Origin of the sequence: Roseovarius sp. THAF8, from assembly GCF_009363735.1 — a bacterium.
Taxonomy (GTDB): domain Bacteria; phylum Pseudomonadota; class Alphaproteobacteria; order Rhodobacterales; family Rhodobacteraceae; genus Roseovarius.
Genome location: NZ_CP045410.1, coordinates 1,275,643 through 1,295,182 on the forward strand (window position 1 = coordinate 1,275,643; position 19,540 = coordinate 1,295,182).

Sequence of the window (19,540 nt, forward strand, 5' to 3'; positions counted from 1 at the left end):
ACATTGACCGGCGACGGGCGATGGATCACTCTTGCAAGCGGGGATGTGTCATCGCCGCATTTGATTACCGATTTCCGTCGAAGCCGCTGAAAGCAAAGTCATTCGCATGTCGTCCAGGAAAGAATACCTGCTTGATACGCATCGCCTGTGCGATCCCGCCGAAACGCTGGAGCGCGTCCGGCCGCATCTGTCCCGCATGGGCATCACCCGCATCGCCAACCTGACGGGCCTCGACCGTATCGGCTTGCCGACGGTCATGGTGACGCGGCCGAATTCCCGCTCGGTCGCGGTGTCGCTGGGCAAAGGGCTGTCGCTGGAGGCGGCGCGGGTTTCGGGCGTCATGGAGGCTGTCGAGACCTGGCACGCCGAAAGGGTCGTACGACCGATCCGCCGCGAGTCTTTTGCCGGGTTGCAGGCCGAGGTGGCTGTCGCGGACGTCATGCGCCTGCCGGACGTCACCGGCGCCAGGTTCGACCCGCATCGCCGGATCCTGTGGGTCGAAGGGCGGGATCTGGGTCAGGACGTCGCCTGCTGGGTGCCGCTGGAGATGGTCGACACCGACTATACCGGGCCACCCGATGGCGGGCACGGTACGTTCCCGCGTACCACGAACGGCCTTGCCTCCGGCAACGACACGACCGAGGCGACCTGTCACGCGATCTGCGAACTGATCGAGCGGGACGCGACAACGCTTTGGCATCACGGGTCCGGGGACACGCGGATCGACCCCGCATCGGTTGACGACCCCAGGTGCCGCGACGCGCTCAATCGAGTGGTCGGGGCCGGCTTGGACATCGGGCTGTGGGAGACAACGTCGGATATCGGCGTGCCCGCCTTTCGCTGCATGATCCGCGAGGCAGGCGACATCCAAGGCCATATCGGGATCGGGGACGGCTGCCACCCGGACCGCGCCATCGCCCTTCTGCGCGCGGTGACCGAGGCGGCGCAGACCCGGCTGACCTACATTTCCGGCGCACGCGACGATCTCGATCCTTCGGAATTCACGACCCGGGCCGTGGCGGCCAGGGGGCGCTACGTGCGTCACCTGATCGCCGGCGCGATGCCGGTGCGCCGTTTCACCGATGCCCCGAACGCGACGACGGAAACCTTCGAGGATGACCTGGCATGGTTGCTGCAGCGCCTGTCTTCCGCCGGCATGGACCAGGTCGTGACGGTCGACCTGTCGCGCCCGGACATCGGGATTTCCGTGATCCGCGCGGTCATTCCGGGGCTCGAGGCACCGCATGACGACCCGGATTTCGTCGCCGGCCCAAGGGCACGGGCATTGCAGGCAGGTGCCGCATGACGCCCGTGATCTTTGCAGGCCCGACCATCGCCGCCCAGGATATTCGGACCGTGCTCGATGCCGAGGTTCTGCCGCCCGTGGCCCAGGGCGACGTCTATCGCGCGGCGCGGCGGCGTCCACCGGCCATCGGTATCATCGACGGCTATTTCGAAGGGGTGCCGTCGGTCTGGCACAAGGAAATCCTCTGGGCCTTGGAGCAAGGCATCCCGGTCTTCGGAAGCGCCAGCATGGGCGCCCTGCGGGCCGCCGAACTGCACGACTTCGGCATGATCGGCGTCGGTGCGATATTCGAGTCCTACCTGCAAGGCGAGATCGCCGACGATGACGAAGTCGCCGTCCTGCACGGTCCGGCAGAGCTTGGGTTCGTGGCATTGAGCGAGCCCATGGTCTCCGTCCGCGCCACGGTGAAACGCGCCATCTCCGCGCAGGTCCTGACGCCCGACGCGGCCGCGCTTCTGACCGAAACCGCAAAATCGCTCCACTACAAGACCCGCACCTGGGACGAAATATCGGCGCGGCTTCTGCATGAGCCGGGCCTTGCAGCGTTCTTCGCTTGGCTTCCCGATGGAAAGGTCGACGCCAAAGGCGACGATGCCCGATCCATGCTGGATCGCATGGCCACGTTCCTGGAAAGCGACGCCCGAAGCGACGGGACAGAGGCGCAGAGGGTCGAGCGCACGCTGGTCTGGCAGGGTCTCGTGCGGCGTATCGAGGAGGAAGGCGAAACCGGAACCGCCGCCGCCGGGGCCGTGCTGGACGAACTGCGACTGGACCCCGAAAGATACGAAGCCACACGCGACCGGGCCATGTTGCGCAGCCTTGCCCTGGAGAATGCCGCACGACGCGGTGCGCAGGCGGACCGCGACACCCTGCGCGCGGTGATGGACAGCCATCGGCGCCGGAACACCCTGGCCCGCCGTGACGCCCTTCTCACCTGGCTCGACGCGAACGACCTTGACGGGCAAAGCTACGAGACCCTGCTGACGGAGGCCGCCCTGATAGAAGACACACGTGCCGCACGGTCGCCGGGGCTGGACGCGCATATCCTGTCCGAGCTGCGCTGGACGGGTGCCTATGCCAAGCTGAAGCACCGGGCCGAGGCAAAGGCCCGGACCACCGCCGAAGAGTCCGGCCCGCAGGCATCGCCGGACCGGCTGCGCCTGCTGGTCTGGTTCTTCGAAACCCGTCTCGGCCGCGCGGTGCCTGACGATCCGGACGCGTTCGCCCGATCGCTCGGGCTGGAAGGCCGCGACGAACTTATCGCGCTCATCGCACGCGAGTTCCGGTATAACCCAGATGAAGGTGACACCCAGAGTGCCGGCAGCCGGGGCTGACCCGCGCCCATGAAGCACGCGCCAGGACGAAACGGAGGATCTGATGCAGTTTCCGGATTACGCGGCAGAGGATGAAGCGCCGGGCACGCGCTTTCTTCTGTTTCCGCAATCCCCGTTCGGAGAGGCCGCGGCGGAACTGGAACTGGTCGAAATCTCGGCCCCGCCCGGCACGATCGGCCCCGGTCCGTCCGGGCCGCGCATGTACGTGGTCGACCCCATCGGCAAGACCATACCTTACGGCGCCATCGTTCCCGGGCCCTTCGGGCCGGGCATGTACCTGCCGCCCTGGCACGGACAGCGCAATGCGCCGGCCGTCCCGGACGAATACGGCAACTTCCTCCACATCGCGCCCGGCGACCCGGAATTCGAGGCGGCGCATCTGTTCGGCTCGGCGCATTTCACGATGGATGTCTGGGAAGGGTATTTCGGACGCCGGATCCCGTGGCATTTCGAGGCTGACTACGACAGGTTGGAACTGTCGCTGCTGCCCAGCCTCGACAATGCGCATATCGGTTGGGGGTTCCTTGAAACCGGCGGCACCACGGAACACGGGGGAGAATACAGGCCCTACAGCCTGAATTTCGATGTCGTCGCCCATGAAATCGGGCACGCCTTGATCTACAGCGTCATCGGCCTGCCCTCGGACGACAACGCATCGGGCGAATATTACGGCTTCCACGAATCCGCCGCCGACATGGTCGCACTTCTGGCGTCGCTGCATTTCGGGTCGGTGGTCGAGACGCTGCTCGACGAAACGCGGGGCAACCTCTACACCTACAATCGCCTCAATCGGTTCGCCGAAACGGCACAGACGGCCCAGATCCGCATGGCGGCCAACGACAGGCTCCTGTCCGATTTCGCGTGCGGCTGGACGAGCGAACACGCCTTGTCGGAACCGCTGACCGGCGCCTTGTTCGATATCCTGATCGACGTGTTCCACGAACGGTTGCTGGACCACGGCCTGATTACGCCCGAGATCGAAGACCTGTCCGATCGGCTCGAAGGCACGCCCGACTACAGCACCGTGATGCAGGCCCTATTCGACGAGCGCTACGCGCGGGATCCCGAAGGTTTCCGCATCGCGCTTTTGGAAGCGCGGGACCTGATGGGCTCTTATCTTGCGGACGCGTGGGATATGCTGGACGCGGACGGGCTGAGCTATTCGCATGTCGAAGAGGCGCTGCTGGCCGTCGATCGCGATATCTCCGGCGGGGCGTACCAACAGATCATCGAAGGCAATTTCCGCGTGCGCGACATTGGTCTGGCGCGGGTGGGGCCACGACTTGCCGATCCCGATGGCAACAGCCACGCGGCGTCGGTCCGGACGCGTGTGCCGCACCCGTAGCGGCGCAAATACCTTTGGCGATCCTCCGAGTTTGTGGCATCCTGCCTGAAATACATTTTAAAAGAGGACATCATGTCGGAGTCATTGTTGAGCTTTTCAGAAGTGCTGTTGTTCGGCCGCATTCTCGATGATCTTGTCTACAAGCGCAGCCCGTCCAGAAGCCTTGGCGGCAACAAGCATCTCGACGAACAGTTCGCCCTGGCCGACGACAAGGAATGCGAGCAGTCGCCCGGGTTCGCCAAGATCTACGGCTTCGCCCACGAAGGCACGTATTTCGATCTGCCGGAACCCGTGATCTTTCTCGTTCATGGCAAGGGTCAAAGCGCCACCGATGGCGACCTGCCCGGTAACCTGGGGGCACGCGCACCCAGCGACCCGTCGAAAAGCGGCGTTGCCGCCGCCGACTTCCAGATCGCGAACGACATCCGGGTCTGGAACTATGACAAGGCCGATCAGACCATGCGCATGGACGTCTCGACCGGCATGTTCGAGCAGGTCCTGCTGGAGGCCTACTTTGCCGGTGACGGTGGCGGCGTGAGCGGCGCGAAGGTCAGTGGGGCCAAGGTCAGCGGCGCTAAGGTCAGTGGTGCCAAGGTAAGCGGCGCAAAGGTAAGCGGTGCCAAAGTGAGTGGCGCGAAAGCACGTGGATCGGGCGACTGAAGCGCCACTTGAACCTTGGTTAATGGCAGTTGGTTTCAAGGATGGGTCCTTGGCGAGGCCTGATAGCCCCGTCAGAACCCGGCCTTCTTCAGACCTTCCAGGAAATGCTGCGTGTCCTCTTCCAGGCGGTCGGGAATGATCTGTTCCCACCGCTTGATCGAAAAGTTCGGATGCACGGTGCGGTGCTTCTCCGCGATCTTGCGCGCCAGTTCGGTCTGGCCCAGCTGCGCATAGCTCGCCGCCAGCATCCGCTGCCCCTCCGTCGGGTTGTTCATCTTGCTGACGGTTTCGATCACCGCGTCATATTGCTTGAGGTTATAGTAAGCCCCGCCAAGGTGCCACAGGTACTGGTCCGGGAAGAACGGGTTCAGCCGCATCGCCCGTTGCAGGTGCTGGATCGCCTCCTCGTTCTGCCCGGAATGCGCCAGGGCATCCGCGTAATCCGACAAAAGGTCTGCATCGTTCGGATTAAGCTTGAGCGCTCGATCATACGCCCCCAGCGCCGCATCGTGTTCCTTTCGGTACAGGTGCACGAAACCGAGTTCTCCGAAGGCGCGAGCATCCGTCGGGTCCTGGTCGGCGGCGCGACGGGCATAGGAAAGAGCGGTGTCGAGCGCCTCGTCGCCGTCCGCGTTCCAGGAATAGCGCCAGTCGATGTTCAGGGTCCGCGACAACGCCGCCGATGCACGGGCATATTTCCCGTCCAGTGACAGGGCCTGCTCGTAAAGCATCCGCGCATGCTCGTTGTCCTGCCGGGTGTATTTGAAAATCAACTGCTGGGCCCGCAGCACAAAGCCGTAGGCCGCAAGATCCGAAGGGATCGACGCACTGAACCGGCGACGTTCCTCTGCCTCGACCAGGACCGCCGCCGCTCCGACGATCGACGAGGTCATTTCGTCCTGGATCTCGAAGATGTCCTCGTGATCGCGTTTGTAGGTTTCGCCCCAGATCGTCCGGGATGAATCCGTATCGATCAGTTCGACCTTGATCCGCAGCTTCGTCTTCGCGCGCTGGACGCTGCCGCGCACGACATAGCGCACCCCCAGCTTCGCCGCGGCCTGGCTCGGGGGCAGGTCCTGCGTCCTGAACGCAAAGCTCGTGTTCCGATTGATGACGAACAGGTTCTTGAACTTTGACAGCGCCAGAATGATGTCCTCGGTCAACCCTTCCGCAAACCAGCTCTCGGAGTCGTCGCCGCCGCGAATATCGAAGGGAAGAACGGCGATCGAGGGCGTGTCCGGCCGGCTATACTGCATCGACGCCGACGATGGTCGAACCGTGGCCGCCATGGTCGCGCCCTCGACTTCGGTGCGGATGCAGAAGATGGGGATCGGCTGCTCGATGTTCTTGAGCATCTGCGGGCCAAGAAACTCGTAGCCCAGGCGCAGCTTGTCGCGAACCTGCTCGTACACGCTGGAACTGACGAAGACACGACCGGGGTCCGCGATCTCCTGCAGTCGGGCCGCGATGTTGACGATGTCGCCATGAATGCCGCGGTCGTCGAGCAGGAATTCACCAAGGTGGATCCCGACCCGAAAGCTGATCTTTTTGGCCAGGGGCACGGCGGCATTGCTGCGCTCGGTGATGCGTTGCAGTTCCACGCCGAACAGCACCGCATCCGTCGCCGTGTCGAACCGCGCGAGGATACCGTCGCCCTTGACGTCGACGAACATCCCGCCGTGCTCGACACAGGCCGCCTCGAGCCGTTCCAGAAGAGCGCGCAGGGCCTTGTAGGTGTCGATCTCGTTCCGCCCCATGAGCCGGGAATACCCGACGACATCGGCAAACAGGACAGCCCCGAGCCGCTGTCTGAAAATAGGTTCCTGCGGGGTCAACTATCCTGCTTCCATTCAGAGCGCTGCGGACCTCTGCGGTGGCCATTTCGATCCCGACGTCGTCCCGTCGCCGAACGCGATCACCGTTTCTTCTCCAAGTTCATGTGCGAGCGCGTCCCGCCGCGCATTCCAGTTCTCCGCCAAAAGACCGACGACGATCATGTCGTGGTACTTCCCGCCGGAAAACCAGGCCTGCCGCATCGTGCCCTCGACTTCAAAGCCGGCCTGGCTGGTCAGGTCGCGGCTGCCCGCGTTGTCCTTGCGGTAATAGGATGTCACCCGGTTCAGCCCGAGCTGCCGGAATCCGAAATCCAGCACCAGCGCAGATGCCCGAATGCCCAGTCCCTGTCGCCGGATCGCGCGGTCGACAAAAAGCGCTATGACCGCGTCGCGATTGACATGCGAAATCCGTTCCAGGCCGACGATACCCGCAACGCCGGCGGCCTCGGATGTGATCGTGAACCAGCACTTGTCGTCCTGGTCCTGGGGCGTGTCAGTCATGTTCCACAGTTTCTCACAGGTCGCCATATCGTAGGGGACGCGCGAGTTGCGATCAAATAGCGCCAGATCCCCCACGTCCTGAAACCACTGTGTAATCGCAGTCAGATCCGGCTTTTCCAATGGTCTGAGAGAGTATGAATTCGAAGTATTGTCAGGCATGTGTCAAAACCATTCAATAAAGGTTGAGTAAGTCAGCGTAGCATAAAATCCGTGCAATCAAACGACCTGCGTTGCCAAACACCATTGCGGCTTCTTGGGGCTTCGGCGCCCGGCCCGCGACCGAATCAGCAGGCCCCGGATCGTGACCGAACGCGGAACGGATTGCCAGACGGGAGGGCCTGCCGCCTTCCCGGAATGCGAAATCTCGGCCCGTGCCAAAACCGCCAAGTGTCAAAGATGTGGCCCCTGGGAGGTCCGAGCACCACCCACGGATGCACACCTGGCCTCACGGTCCCGACCTCCGGAACGTCTCTGGAGGAAGAGACGCCCTGGACATCTCCCCGACCGTTCGGGGGGACCTCCGGTCAGGCTCTGCGCCGCCGCCGCGAGACGGCCGACAGGATCGGCAGGAGGATCAGCCCGAGCGTGGCAAGGGCGATCACGGCAGAGATCGGTCGCGTCACCAGCTCCGTGACATCACCGCGACTGATCAGAAGCGCGCGGCGCACGTTCTGCTCCGCCATGGGGCCAAGGATCAGGCCAAGGACGATCGGCGCAAGCGGGACGTTCACCTTCTCGAAAACATAGCCCGCAAGACCGGCGGCAAACATGATCCACAAGTCCACGATCCGGCCGTTGATGACATAGACGCCGACGGCCATCAGCACGAGGATCGTGGGAACCAGCAGCACACCCGGCAGCCGCTGGACCTGGGCAAAGACCTTGGTTGCCGCCGCCCCGCCCACGGCGAGGATCAAAAGCGACGTCAGCAGCATCTGCACCATGAACCCGCCGACAAGGCTCGGGTTCTGGTGGAACAGCTGCGGTCCGGGCTGCAGACCGTGGATCAAAAGCGCGCCCAGCACCAGCGCGGCGACCACGTTGCCGGGAATGCCAAGTGTCAGCGCCGGGATCATCGAGGCCGCGTTGTCGGCATTGTTGCCGCATTCCGCCGCCGCCACGCCGGCGGGATTGCCCTTGCCAAAGCTGTCGGGGTCGTCGCTGGCACTCTTGGCCGCATTGTAGCTCAGGAAGGCCGCGATGTTGCCACCGGCGCCGGGCAGGATGCCCACACCGATGCCGATCAGCGACGAGCGGATCCAGGTCGGGACGAAGCCGCGGATCTCGGACCACGGCACCTTTGCCGGTTCAAGTTTCAACTGCGCGGCCGACAGCCCCTTGAGGTCCGCCGACTCGGCCAGCGCGATGACCGGCGGCAGGGCGTAAAGACCGACGAGGATCACGATCAGGTCCAGGCCGCTCAGCAGCCAGACCTGGTCGAATGTAAAGCGCGCCGCGCCGGACAACTGGTCGAGGCCGACCGTTCCAAGCAGCAGGCCCAGGGTCGCGGCCATCAGGCCCTTGGCCGCATCGGACCCCACCAGCACGCCGATGGAGGCCATGCCGAACATCGCGATCCAGAAATACTCTGCCGGTCCGAAGGCCAGCGTGGCCCGCGCCAGGATCGGGCCGATCGTCATCAGCGCGATGGCCGATGCGGTGCCGCCGAGCGCCGAGGACCAGCAGGCGATCTTGAGCGCGCGGGCCGCCTCGCCCCGCTGCGCCATCGGATAGCCGTCGAACGTGGTCGCGATGGCCGCCGGCGTGCCGGGAATGCGCAGCAGGATCGCCGGAATCGCGCCGCCATACATCGACCCGTTGTAGATCCCCGCGACCATGCCAAGCGCGACAAGCGGTTCCATCGAATAGGTCAGCGGCAGCAGAAGCGCGATGGCCATGACCGGGTTGAGGCCCGGCAACGCGCCGATGAACACGCCCAGGATGGACGCGCCGAGCATCGCCGCCACCGGCCCGAGCGCAAAGACGCCCGAAAGAACTTGGGTCACGATATCCATGAAATCGCCTCGGTCAGAAGGTTTGCCAGAACTCTGTCGGCAGCGGCTTTTCGAGAACAATCGAGAAGACGGCCCACACGATGCCGATGAAGACGGCGGTCGCCAACGCCAGAAGGACGGGCTGCCGGAAGCCCAGGGCGACCGGCAGGGCAAGGACGACAAGCGCCGATGCGGTGTAGAACCCGAGGATCGGAACGATCGCCAGATAGACAGCGCCGATCGCAACGGTGATGAAGACGCGCCCGGTATGGTTGGTCAGCGGGCGCGGCTCGGCCCGCCCCCGGACCACGCCCCTGCCCCCAACCAGCAGGCCGAAACCGGACAGCACCAGGCCAAGCACCATGGGATAGGTGCCCGACGCACCGGAATACGCGGCGGCCTTGACCGCCGCGAAGATACCAAGGGCGGCAAAGACAGTGCCGAGAACGATATCCTGCCGCCGTTCCATCAGCCGCCCAGGCCCAGCTTTTCGGCGACCTTGGCAAGCGCGTCGTATTCGTTGCGCAGCCGCTCGGCGAGCGCGTCTCCGGTCACGACATTCGGGATCTCGCCTTTCGTCGCAAGGAACTCGACATAGGACGGATCATTCACGGTCTTCTCCAGCGCCGCGGACAGACGCTCCGCGATGGCCGGATCGAGGCCCGCAGGTGCCAGCACCATCCGCCACAAAAGCGTTTCCTCGTCGCCAAGCCCCAGCGTTTCCAGGCCCGCGGCCTGCGGCAACGCTTCAACCGGAGCGGCCGAGGTCACGATCAGGCACTTGGCCTCGCCGGACTCGGTATAGGGCAGCACCGGCGAGATCGAACCGCCATAGATGTCGACGTGCCCGCCAAGGAAGTTCTGCAAGGTCTCGCCCGCCCCGCCAAAGGGAATGGCGACAGCCTCGATCTCCTTGGCCTGGAAGATGCGCTCGGCGGCCATCTGCATCGTGCCGCCGATGCCGTCGTTGCCATAGGTGTACTTGCCCGGATTGGCCGCAAGCTCGGCCAGGAATTCCTCGCCGGTCTCGGCTGGAAAGTCGGGGCCCACGCACATCGTGTAGGCGGTCTCGGAGGTCGACGCGATGGGGGTGAAGCTGTCGATGTCATAGGCGACGCTCTGGACTTGCGGCACCGTGGTGATCGGGCTGTTCCAGGTCGCCAGCAGCGAGTATCCGCTGGGCTTGTCCATCATGAACTGGGTCACGCCGACAGAGCCGCCGCCGCCGGCCACGTTCAGGATCGCGATGGACTGGCCAAGCTCTTCCTCGAGCAGGGTGGCCAGCTTGCGCGCGCTCGTGTCGGTGCCGCCGCCGGCAGGGGCCGGGATCGTCACCTCGATGGCGCGTTCGGGGTATTCTGCAAAAGCTGCCACGGTGGACAGGGCCAGCGCACTGGCGCCGATAAGCAGGGTCTTCATGGGTTTCCTCCCTCTGGTGGTAAGTCTCAGCCGATACGGCTGCGATAGCGAAATCGGTCGGCCCGCCCGTAGGCGACCCGCCATTCAACGGCTTCGCCGGTCATGGCAAAGGCCGTGCGTTCGATGGTTGCGACAGCAGCGCCCTCGCCCAGCCCGAGACGCTGGGCGACGGCGTGATCTGCGGTGCCGAAACTGACTTCGTCCTCGGCCCGCGCCACGAAGACGCCGAAACGCTCGAAATAGACCGGGTAGAGCAGCGGACCGATCTCGTCCGCCGGGATCGTCGCGAATCCGGGAAAGCGGGACTGCGGAATGTATATCTCCTCGAACAGCAACGGCTGCTCGGACAGGCAGCGCAGGCGTTCGATGCGGATGACCTCGGTCGTCCCCAGCGCGGCGGCCACATGCTCGGTTGGCGTCACCAGCGCGCGCGAGATCAGGCGGCTGGTGGGAATGCTCTGTTCCGAACCGTGCTCGCGCACCTGGAAAAACCGGAACAGCGTCGCATCGAAGGCGGGCTTGCGCAGGAACGTCCCAGCGCCCTGGCGCCGTTCAAGCAGTCCTTCGTCGGAGAGTTGCTGCAACGCCTTCCGCACGGTGCCGACCGAAAGCGCGTGTTCCGCCGCCAGGCGGTTGTCGGACGGCAGGGCCTCGTCCGGTTTCCACTCGCCCGCGGCAATCCGGCGGGCGATATCGTCGCGCAGACGCAGGTAAGCCGGAAGCCGGTTGTCGCTGACGTTCAATGCCTGGGCCATGTGGTCTCCTCCGACGCCGGGTATACGCGTGTTGACCACGCCAGTCAACTAGTTCTATATATAAGTACATAACTTGAGGACTCCCGGTGATAAATTTCGACTGTCACGCCCATGTCTACGAACACATCCGTGCGGTGCCGGGCGCCCGGTATGTCCCGCACGCGCCCGCACCGCTCGACACATGGCTGCGGCTTCAATCCGATCATGGTTTGCGCGGCGGAGTCATCGTGCAGGTCAGCTTTCTGGGAACGGACAACTCCCAGCTTCTGAAGGCACTGTCGCTGCTCGACCAGGATCGGTTCGCCGGCATTGCATGCCTCGGCATGGACGCGCCCGAATCCGACCTCCGCGACCTCGCGATGGCGGGGGTGCGGGGCGTGCGCTGGAACCTCGTCGCCGGCGCGGCGCTGCCTGATCCCGCGGACAGACAGGTGCGCCGGTTCCTCGACCTCCTTCACGCGCACGGGATGCATGTCGAGGTCCAGCTCGAAAGCGACCGATGGGCAGATTACCTGCCTGCCCTGGCCGGGTTGCCCGTTGCCGTCGTCATCGACCACATGGGCCTGCCGATATCGCAGGACGCGCAGGCCGAGCCCTGGCTCGATGCCTTGGTGGCCTGCCCGAACCGGGAACGCTTCTTCGTCAAGCTGAGCGCGCCCTATCGCGGCACGCGGGACACCCGCGCGCATCTCGACCGGCTGACCGGCCTCCTGCCCGCCGGTCGCTTTGTCTGGGGCAGCGACTGGCCGCACACACGGTTCGAGCACGCCGCCTCCTACGCCGAAGGCCTGCAGGAGGTCGCGGCGCGTTTCGACGACACGCAAGCCGCCCGATCCCTCTACGGCATTCGGGTCTGAAGCGCGACCGGGGCTTCGCCCCCGTCGCCCCCGGCCAACACCAGAGCGCTTCAGCCGCGGGTGACGAACCCGTCCAGGTCGCTCATCCCCACGACGTGGCAGTAGATCATGTTGATGATCTTCAGCTCCTCTTCGTGCAAGGCATCGGTGGCCGCAGCGCAGGCATCATGAACGACCAGCACCTCGAAGCTTTCGTCGGCCAGCGAGCGGACCGTCGAGCTGACGCATTGATCGGTGAAGATGCCTGACACGATCACGTGGCGGATGCCGATATTGTGCAGCATCAGCCGCAGGTTGGTCCCGGTGAGCGCGCTGTCGGTGGTCTTGGTGACCACGATCTCGTCGCCTTTCGGCGCGAGCGCGTCGACGATCTGGCTGTCTTCGCGCCCCTTGGGCAAGAGCAGATAGTTGAACCCCGGTTTCTTCTGGCTGAGCGAGCGGTCGCGGCCGTCTTCCGTCTGGCAGGCGATCCGGGCGAACATCACTTCGATCCCTTCCGCACGCGCCCATTCGATCAGCCGCGCGTTGTTCGGAATGACGATATCGTTCATCCGGTCGAAAAACGGCTGCCAGCGTCGGGCCTCGATGTCGTCGTCCGGAGCTTCGAGATAGGTGTTCTGGATGTCGATCACCAGCAGCGCGGTGCTCGCCGGATCGAGCGCGATGTCCTCGGGCTCTTCGGCGGTCTCGTAGTAAAAGCTGCGGAACGCGGTTTTCCAGTTGCTCATGTCGGTCCCTCTTGCCAACGGGGGCTAGGCCCCGATCCTGTCCATATAGGCCTGGCCCAGCCGCGCCGTCGTGGCCGCGAAACCCGGCGCCAGTTCCTGCGGCTCGGGCGCCTCGATATGGCTGCCGATCCAAGCCAGCAGCGCCATGCGCCGCAACATCACGAACGTGTCGATCTCGGCCTCTTCCTCGTCGCTCATCTCGCGGACGGAGCGATAGCCGCGCACCCAGGCCTCGCGCATGGCGGGAATGCGCGGGTCGTCTTCGATAAAGCTGATGGCGGCGGCGAAATCGTAAAGGAACCACCCCCAGCCGCAATCGTCGAAATCGATCAGGCGGGTGCCGTTGGCATCCACCAGAAGGTTGGCCAGACGCATGTCGGCGTGGATCAGGTTGAAGCGGTCGGGCGCCTTGCCGAACGCATCGAGCCGGTCGCAGATCGTCTGCTCCACCTTTTCCAGCACCTGCGCGACCTCCGGCGTGACCTCCGGCGCGTCGCGCCAGTCGCCCCATGTCGCCTGGGGGCCGAACATCGCGTCGGCATCCCATGTCAGGCGCTCGAAGTCCTGCGGCTTGTCCCATCCCAGCACGTGGTCATGACAGCGCGCGGCAATGGTGCCCAGTTCCTCGAACCCCTCGGTCATGTCACCGCTTTCATCGGGCTCCGAGCCTTCTACGAAATGGAACAGGACCATGTAGCGGGCATCGGGCAGGCCATCGACCTTGCCGCGCTGGATCGGGTCGCCGTTCCTGCCGGTATAATAGCCGGGCGTGGTGACCACCCCGTCGCGGTCGAGCGCTTCGAGCCAGGCAAGCTCGCACTCGATGGCGCGGTGCGAATGATAGTTCTCGCGGTGGATGCGCAGGACGGACCTGTAGCCGTCCGGCGCCTCCACCAGGTAGGTCGCGTTTTCCGATACGTTGATCAGCCGCGCCTTGGCCCCGTCGGGAACGTCCCACAGCGAGAGCGACTGCTGCGCGAGCCGGTCAAGATGGCGCAGCAATTCTTCCAGTGGCATATCCGATCCGGACATCGCGATCTCCCTTCCTGTCGTCTCTTTCGGTCGTCAGATCTCTTCCATCGCCTCGAGCGATTCGGGCAGGATCTGGCCACCGTCGATAACGATTTGCTGGCCGGTGATGTAGCCGGCTTCGTCCGACGCGAAAAAGAGCGCGGCATTGCCGATATCCTCGACATCCCCCAGGCGCTTGAGCGGGATCGACGCGGCCATGGTGTCGAGATAGTCTTGGCCGAGATCCTGCAAACCTTCGGTATAGATGTTGCCCGGCATCACGGCATTGATCGTGGTGTTGTAGCGCGACAATTCCATCGCCGCCGTCTTGATGAAGCCGAGTTGGCCGGATTTCGAGGCCCCGTAATGCGCCCAGCCCGGAAAGCCCGTATGCGGTCCGGTGATGGACGAGGTGATCACGACCCGGCCCTTGCCCGCCTTCTCGAAATGCGGAATCGCCGCTTTCACGCAAAGGAAGGACGAGCGCAGGTTCGTGGCCATGACCTGGTCCCATTCGGCGGGGTCCATGTCGATCATCTTGGTCTGCGGGAATGCGCCGGCATTGGCGCACAGCACGTGCAGGCCGCCCTGCGCCTCGGCGGTGCTGTCCACCATGGCCTTGACCGAGTCCCAGTCGGCCACGTCGCACACTTCGTATCGGACATCGCCCTCGATCTCGCTTGCGGCCTTTTTCAGGTCATCCTCGTTGCGGGCGGCGATCGTCAGCTTCGCGCCTTGCCGCGCAAAGACCGTGGCGATCCCGCGGCCGATGCCCTTGGACCCGCCTGTGACGATGACGCTTTTGCCTTTGAGTGACGTAAGCATGAAATTTCCTCCGTGTTGGTGTGGTCTTGTGTTGGTTCAGTCCTGGGCCGTTCTGGCCTCTTTGTTTGCCCGCATCAGCCAGACCACCGCGAAGGCGAACAGGATCAGCAGGAACGACCCGACCACGGACATGATGCCAAGCGTGGGCACGAGCGGCGAATAGCCCGACACCATCTTCGCATAGAGCCATTCGGGAAGGGTCGAATCCGCGCCGGTGGTGAACAGCGACAGGGGAAAGTTGCCCCAGCTGAGAAGGAAGGCGAACAGGCCCGCCGACACCAGTCCGGGCATAAGCAGCGGCAACGTGATCTCGCGCAGGACGGTGAAGGTGCCTGCGCCCATGTCGCGCGCCGCTTCCTCCAGCGCCGGGTCGAAGCTGTAGGCACGGATGGCGACGATCAGCGTGGCGATCGGCGTGATCCAGACCAGGTGGGCGACGACCGCCGTCTTCCACGTGGGAATGATGCCAAGCGAGTTGAACCACATCAACAGGGCCAGGCCCAGCACGGTCTGCGGAAAGAAGATCGGCAACAGGATCAGTTTCTGAAACGCGTTACGAAAGCGCCACTGATACCGGGCAAAGGCCAGCGCGCCGAAGAACGCGAAGACCAGCGACACGATGGTTACCACGACCGCGACCGAAAGCGAGGTCAGCAGCAACTCGCTGACGGTGCTGCTTTCCAGTGCTTCGCCGTACCACTTGGTCGAGTAGCGCCGGATCGGAAAGGTGAGATACCGCGCCTGCGACACGGACGCGAAGCCCACCGACACCAGCGGCAGGTACAGAAACGCGATCATCGCGATCCCGTAGATGAACAGGACGGTCCGGGTCAGACGACTGGCGTTCATCAGCGTTTCCTTCCCATGATGGCGTCAAGGTCGACCTTCGAGACACCGAAGAGCGCAAGCGTGCCGATAATCACGATCAGCACCATCGACAGGGCAGAGCCCAGCGGCCAGTTCTGGCCGAAGGTGAATGCGGTCTCGATGTCGTCGGCGATGGCGATGACGGCCTGCCCGCCGAGGATCTTGGATTCGGCCAGCGCCCCCGCCGCCAGCACGAAGCTGAGCAGCGAGCCCACGACGATGCCGGGGGCGGCCAGGGGGATCTCGATCTGCCACAGGACCTGCCAGCGCGACGCGCCAAGGTCATAGGCGGCCTGGCGTGTGTCGTCGGGCACCATCGCAATGCCCTGCGCCAGCGGGAACAGCATGAAGGGCAGGTAGACATAGACAAGACCGAAGACGATGATCGGCACGCCGTAAAGCGGGCTGTCGAACCCGACGCCGGTGAAGGCACGGAAATGTCCTTCGATCAGGCCGCCTTTCATCAGGGTCAGGACCCAGCCGAAAAGCCGGATATTCTCCGACACGAACAGGCTCATGACGATCGCGATGGTCAGCACCAGCGTGAACCGCTTGAATATCTTGGCCATGGCATAGGCCAGCGGCCAGCACACGACCAGCAGGATCGCGGTGGAGGCCAGCGCCATCCCCAGCGACCACAGGAGCGACTTGTAATAGCCCTGCTGGACGAACACCGCATAGGCCGAAAAGTCCGGCGTATTGGCGAGCGAAAAGACCTTGGGCGGCATGATCGAGAACAGCGCCACCACCAGCAGCGGCGCAAGAAACGCCAGCCCCAGCAGCACCACAACCGGCAGGGCCGAGAAGAGCCCGAGTTTTTGATCGAGGGTCTTCATGGGGCCTCGTCGATGAAATGCGTGTTTTCGACATTGAAACCGACGGTCAGCGTTTCGCCCTCGGACACGCTGCGCCGGTCCTCGCGAAGCTTTTCGACCGTGACCATGCCGGTCGGGGTCTCGATTTCGTACTGGATGCGCGATCCAAGCGCGTATTCCCCGTGCAGCGGACCGGACAGGGTAAAGTCGAAGGCATCGGCGGAGTCCGCAAAGCCCACATACTCGGGGCGCACCATGAGCAGGCCACGTGCCCCCTGCCCCGCCCGCTTCAGTTTCACTCCGGACCGGCTCGGCAGAACATCGCTCGACACCGCCCCATCGGCGGCAACCGTCACGTCGAACAGGTTCACTTCGCCCATGAACTCGGCCACGAACCGGCTGACCGGCGCGCCGTAGATCTCGTCGGCCACCGAAATCTGCTCGATCCTGCCCTGTTTCATGATGGCGATCCGGTCCGACATCACCATCGCCTCTTCGAGGGAGTGGGTGATGTAGACAAAGGTCTTGCCGGTGCGGGCGTGCAGGTCCTTCAGCTCTTTTTCCAGCGTCTTGCGCAGGCGGTAATCGAGCGCCGAAAGCGGTTCGTCGAAGAACAGGATCTCGGGGTCGAAGGCCAGTGCGCGCGCCAGGGCGACGCGTTGCTTCTCGCCGCCGGAGCATTGCGAGACGCGCTTGTCGTAATAGCTTTGCGGCAGGCGCAGCAGGTCAAGCAGCTCCAGCGCCCTGGCCTTGCGGCGGTCCGGGGCTTCCTTGCGCAGTTTCAGCGGAAACTCGATGTTCTGGCCGACCGTCATGTGCGGAAACAGCGCCAGCGACTGAAACACCATGCAGGTCGGACGCTTGTTCGCGGGGGTGTCGTCGATGCGTTTGTCACGCAACCGGATTTCACCGCCCGTCAGGTCGTCCATGCCCACGAGCAGGCGGATGAGCGTCGATTTACCGCTGCCGGAGGGGCCGACGATCGTGAAGAACTCGCCCTCTTTGATGTCGAGATCGATCCGATCAAGTGCGGTGAAGTTTCCGAAGGACTTCACGACGCCGCGCAGGCTCAGAAAAGGCGAGGAATTCATGCTCTACCCTTGAAAATAGGAAAATCAGAAGAGACGGTCCCGGCGCCCCAAGCGCCGGGACCGAACGCGCCTACGATCGGCGCTCTTGGGTGTAGATGTCGATCAGCGTGTCGTAGGAGGCCACGACCTGGTAGTCGAGCGATCGTGACATCTCCTCCTCGAGCGAATCCATCTGGATCGCGTCCAGTTCATCCGCGTCGAACAGCGCCATGACGGCATCGTCGCCCATCTGGCTGACCGGGTTGTACGTGCCCTCGGTAAAGGCCACGGCCTTGGAGATTTCCGGCGTCTGCACGAATTCGAGGAAGTCCTGCGCCAGGTCGCTCGGGTCCGGGTTGTTGACCAGCGAGGTCAACTCGATCCAGACCACGCCGCCCTTGCCGTCGACCGGCCCGGACAGGGGCGTGATCGCGCGGACATTTGTGGCGCCGTCATAGCGCGCGGGCGATGCGGTATAGGTGCCGCCGGTGAAATAGGCGTCGATCTCGCCGTTGATCAGGGCGGTGTTCATCGCCACCAGATCGTCCGTCATCAGCTTGGCGCCGCCAAAGATCGTCCGGGCGGTTTCGCGGAACTTCTCGACATTGTCGCCCTCGACAGGCTCGAACGGGTTCAGCCCGGCGGTCAGGCACATGTGCATGACGTTCCAGTTGTCATAGGTCAGAACGCCGTAACGGTCTTTCATCGCCGGATCGAGGAAGAGGTTCCAGCCCTGCTCTTCGGCGGTTTCGCGGCTGATCTTGTCGGTGTTCACCACAAAGCTGAACGGACCGTAGCGCTGCGGCATCCCGATAAGCTCCCCGTCATCCGCGAAGGACAGCTCGTAGGGAGGGTTCTTGAAGGACGGCAGCATCTTGTCGAAATACGGCAGGAAGCGATCCTTATCGAGCGGCTTGATCAGGTTCTCCGGGTAAAGCCGGTCGCGCGCCCAGGGCTGGTTGACGTTGATCAGGTCCCAGACCGAGGTTTCCCCGGCGCGAAGCTTGTTGATCATGTCAGGGTCGGACGTGCCGCTTTCGGCGCGCACCGTCGCGTCGGGATGCGCGTCGCGGAACGGTCCAAGCACTTCGTCCGAGTTGTAGCCTTCCCAGCAAAGGATGTTCATCCGGTCGCTGCGCGCCGCGAAAGCGGGGCTGAGCGGACCTGCGGCGGCCAGGCCGGCCATTGCGGCCGAACGACCGACGAACTGTCTTCTCGAAATTCCCTTTTTCATTTTTCTCTCCTGTTGGTTGGTTTATTGCGCTCCGTTCAAGCGGAGCGGCCTTTGATTTCGTTCAATGTCTCCGTGATCCGGTCCCTTGCGACCTTCATGTCCTCCAGGCTGCCGGACATGAAGACCCGCCCCGTCGCGCCCATCATCTGGACGTCGTTGATCACCGCCTCCGGCGCGGCCTTCTCGGCCTCGTTGGCGGCGACGCAGGCAAAAAGCGCCGGCGTCATCTCGTAGATCAAGAGCGCCACGCCGGGCACCAGAATGGAACCGTCACGCGATCGGTTCAAGATGATGGCGTGCTGGTCCGACAGGTCCTCGATGATGTCATGGTACAGCACCTTCGGCGCAAGCTGATCGGTATGCTTGGCACCGATCCCCTTCAGGATCGCCCGCCCCGCGGCGTCGAGATCCTTCATGTCGTCGGCATGCAGCTCCAGCAACCCGAACTGGCGCTCGGTAAACAGGATGCCCGGCTCCATGTCCGGGGCCTCCTTCAGCGCCAGGTCGGCGATGCGGTGGATGCTGAGCGCGGGCGCGACCTCGATGATCAGCGAGTTCTGCCCGCGGAACGGCGGATAGGCGCGCGCCCGCAGGGGCGAGGACAGATAGGCCGCGAACTGCGGCTGCAGATCCTTGATCGGCAGATATACGCGAAGTTCCGTCATGATCCTGTCCTGTCCCCCTGCCCGGGCTTACTTGGAAACGGCCGCGGCCGAAAAATGCTTGCCAAGATCGGCGTGCGGACGCGGGATGACATGCACCGCGGTCACTTCGCCGACTTGGCTGGCCGCCTCTGCGCCCGCCTCGGTGGCGGCCTTGACCGCGCCGACGTCGCCCTTGACGACAACCGAGACGAGCCCGCCGCCGACTTCGTTGCGCGCGACGATTTCCACGTTCGCGGCCTTGACCATGGCGTCCGCCGCGGAAAGCGCGGGGACGTATCCCTTGGTTTCGATCATTCCGATTGCTAAGTTAGCCATGAGT

Annotated in this window: 20 protein-coding genes; 5 read left to right on the plus strand and 15 right to left on the minus strand. The window is 64.0% G+C overall.

Annotated features, from left to right (window positions below):
• The first annotated feature begins 106 nt into the window (after positions 1–106).
• From FIU85_RS06175 to FIU85_RS06190, 4 genes are all read left to right on the plus strand, one after another.
• A complete protein-coding gene (locus FIU85_RS06175; protein WP_152496250.1) occupies positions 107–1,306 on the plus strand; it encodes a YcaO-like family protein in 1,200 nt (399 codons plus the stop codon).
• Positions 1,303–2,640 carry a TfuA-like protein gene (locus tag FIU85_RS06180; RefSeq protein ID WP_152496251.1) on the plus strand — a complete coding sequence of 446 codons (1,338 nt, stop codon included), beginning with the start codon at positions 1,303–1,305 and terminating at the stop codon, positions 2,638–2,640. The genes FIU85_RS06175 and FIU85_RS06180 overlap by 4 nt, the downstream gene beginning before the upstream one ends.
• Positions 2,641–2,683: 43 nt before the next feature.
• The gene (locus FIU85_RS06185; RefSeq protein ID WP_152496252.1) at positions 2,684–3,985 is read left to right on the plus strand and encodes a hypothetical protein; all 1,302 of its coding nucleotides are present in this window, start codon (positions 2,684–2,686) and stop codon (positions 3,983–3,985) included.
• Between the two features lie 72 nt (positions 3,986–4,057).
• Positions 4,058–4,645 (plus strand): hypothetical protein, encoded by a 588-nt coding sequence (locus FIU85_RS06190; RefSeq protein WP_152496253.1) that lies wholly within the window; start codon positions 4,058–4,060, stop codon positions 4,643–4,645.
• Between the two features lie 71 nt (positions 4,646–4,716).
• Here FIU85_RS06190 and FIU85_RS06195 read toward each other — a convergent pair whose 3' ends face one another.
• From FIU85_RS06195 to FIU85_RS06220, 6 genes are all read right to left on the minus strand, one after another.
• Positions 4,717–6,402, minus strand: coding sequence for a tetratricopeptide repeat protein (locus FIU85_RS06195; RefSeq protein WP_152498191.1), 1,686 nt, complete (start codon positions 6,400–6,402; stop codon positions 4,717–4,719).
• 93 nt (positions 6,403–6,495) lie between these two features.
• Positions 6,496–7,140: a GNAT family N-acetyltransferase gene (locus FIU85_RS06200; RefSeq protein WP_152496254.1), complete on the minus strand. Its 645-nt coding sequence runs from the start codon at positions 7,138–7,140 to the stop codon at positions 6,496–6,498.
• A 365-nt stretch (positions 7,141–7,505) separates the two neighbouring features.
• A complete protein-coding gene (locus tag FIU85_RS06205; protein ID WP_152496255.1) occupies positions 7,506–8,996 on the minus strand; it encodes a tripartite tricarboxylate transporter permease in 1,491 nt (496 codons plus the stop codon).
• A 13-nt stretch (positions 8,997–9,009) separates the two neighbouring features.
• Complete coding sequence (locus FIU85_RS06210; protein ID WP_152496256.1) at positions 9,010–9,444, minus strand: tripartite tricarboxylate transporter TctB family protein; 435 nt, start codon at positions 9,442–9,444, stop codon at positions 9,010–9,012.
• The gene (locus FIU85_RS06215; RefSeq protein WP_152496257.1) at positions 9,444–10,394 is read right to left on the minus strand and encodes a tripartite tricarboxylate transporter substrate binding protein; all 951 of its coding nucleotides are present in this window, start codon (positions 10,392–10,394) and stop codon (positions 9,444–9,446) included. Before FIU85_RS06215 ends, FIU85_RS06210 begins: the two co-directional genes overlap by 1 nt.
• Before the next feature lie 26 nt (positions 10,395–10,420).
• Positions 10,421–11,149 carry a GntR family transcriptional regulator gene (locus FIU85_RS06220; protein WP_152496258.1) on the minus strand — a complete coding sequence of 243 codons (729 nt, stop codon included), beginning with the start codon at positions 11,147–11,149 and terminating at the stop codon, positions 10,421–10,423.
• A gap of 86 nt (positions 11,150–11,235) precedes the next feature.
• Between FIU85_RS06220 and FIU85_RS06225 the strand changes: the two genes are divergently transcribed.
• Positions 11,236–12,006, plus strand: a complete 771-nt coding sequence (locus FIU85_RS06225) for an amidohydrolase (protein ID WP_152496259.1) — start codon at positions 11,236–11,238, stop codon at positions 12,004–12,006.
• A 50-nt stretch (positions 12,007–12,056) separates the two neighbouring features.
• On the opposite strand, the gene FIU85_RS06230 is transcribed toward FIU85_RS06225, so the two are convergent.
• The 9 genes from FIU85_RS06230 to FIU85_RS06270 all read right to left on the minus strand — a co-directional run bounded on the left by FIU85_RS06230 (position 12,057) and on the right by FIU85_RS06270 (position 19,536).
• A complete protein-coding gene (locus FIU85_RS06230; protein ID WP_152496260.1) occupies positions 12,057–12,734 on the minus strand; it encodes a cysteine hydrolase family protein in 678 nt (225 codons plus the stop codon).
• Positions 12,735–12,758: 24 nt separating this feature from the next.
• A complete protein-coding gene (locus FIU85_RS06235; protein ID WP_216648896.1) occupies positions 12,759–13,766 on the minus strand; it encodes a phosphotransferase enzyme family protein in 1,008 nt (335 codons plus the stop codon).
• Positions 13,767–13,799: 33 nt separating this feature from the next.
• Positions 13,800–14,570 carry a 3-oxoacyl-ACP reductase FabG gene (gene fabG / locus FIU85_RS06240; RefSeq protein WP_152491595.1) on the minus strand — a complete coding sequence of 257 codons (771 nt, stop codon included), beginning with the start codon at positions 14,568–14,570 and terminating at the stop codon, positions 13,800–13,802.
• Between the two features lie 36 nt (positions 14,571–14,606).
• Positions 14,607–15,419 carry an ABC transporter permease gene (locus FIU85_RS06245; protein WP_152491594.1) on the minus strand — a complete coding sequence of 271 codons (813 nt, stop codon included), beginning with the start codon at positions 15,417–15,419 and terminating at the stop codon, positions 14,607–14,609.
• Positions 15,419–16,273: an ABC transporter permease gene (locus tag FIU85_RS06250; protein ID WP_152496261.1), complete on the minus strand. Its 855-nt coding sequence runs from the start codon at positions 16,271–16,273 to the stop codon at positions 15,419–15,421. The genes FIU85_RS06245 and FIU85_RS06250 overlap by 1 nt, the downstream gene beginning before the upstream one ends.
• Positions 16,270–17,343, minus strand: a complete 1,074-nt coding sequence (locus FIU85_RS06255; RefSeq protein WP_152496262.1) for an ABC transporter ATP-binding protein — start codon at positions 17,341–17,343, stop codon at positions 16,270–16,272. The genes FIU85_RS06250 and FIU85_RS06255 overlap by 4 nt, the downstream gene beginning before the upstream one ends.
• 70 nt (positions 17,344–17,413) lie before the next feature.
• Positions 17,414–18,556: a PotD/PotF family extracellular solute-binding protein gene (locus FIU85_RS06260; protein WP_152496263.1), complete on the minus strand. Its 1,143-nt coding sequence runs from the start codon at positions 18,554–18,556 to the stop codon at positions 17,414–17,416.
• A gap of 35 nt (positions 18,557–18,591) precedes the next feature.
• Entirely contained in the window at positions 18,592–19,221 is a 630-nt protein-coding gene (locus FIU85_RS06265) for a microcompartment protein (RefSeq protein WP_152491590.1), read from the minus strand.
• Between the two features lie 27 nt (positions 19,222–19,248).
• Positions 19,249–19,536, minus strand: coding sequence for a BMC domain-containing protein (locus FIU85_RS06270; protein WP_152491589.1), 288 nt, complete (start codon positions 19,534–19,536; stop codon positions 19,249–19,251).
• Between the last annotated feature and the right edge of the window lie 4 nt (positions 19,537–19,540).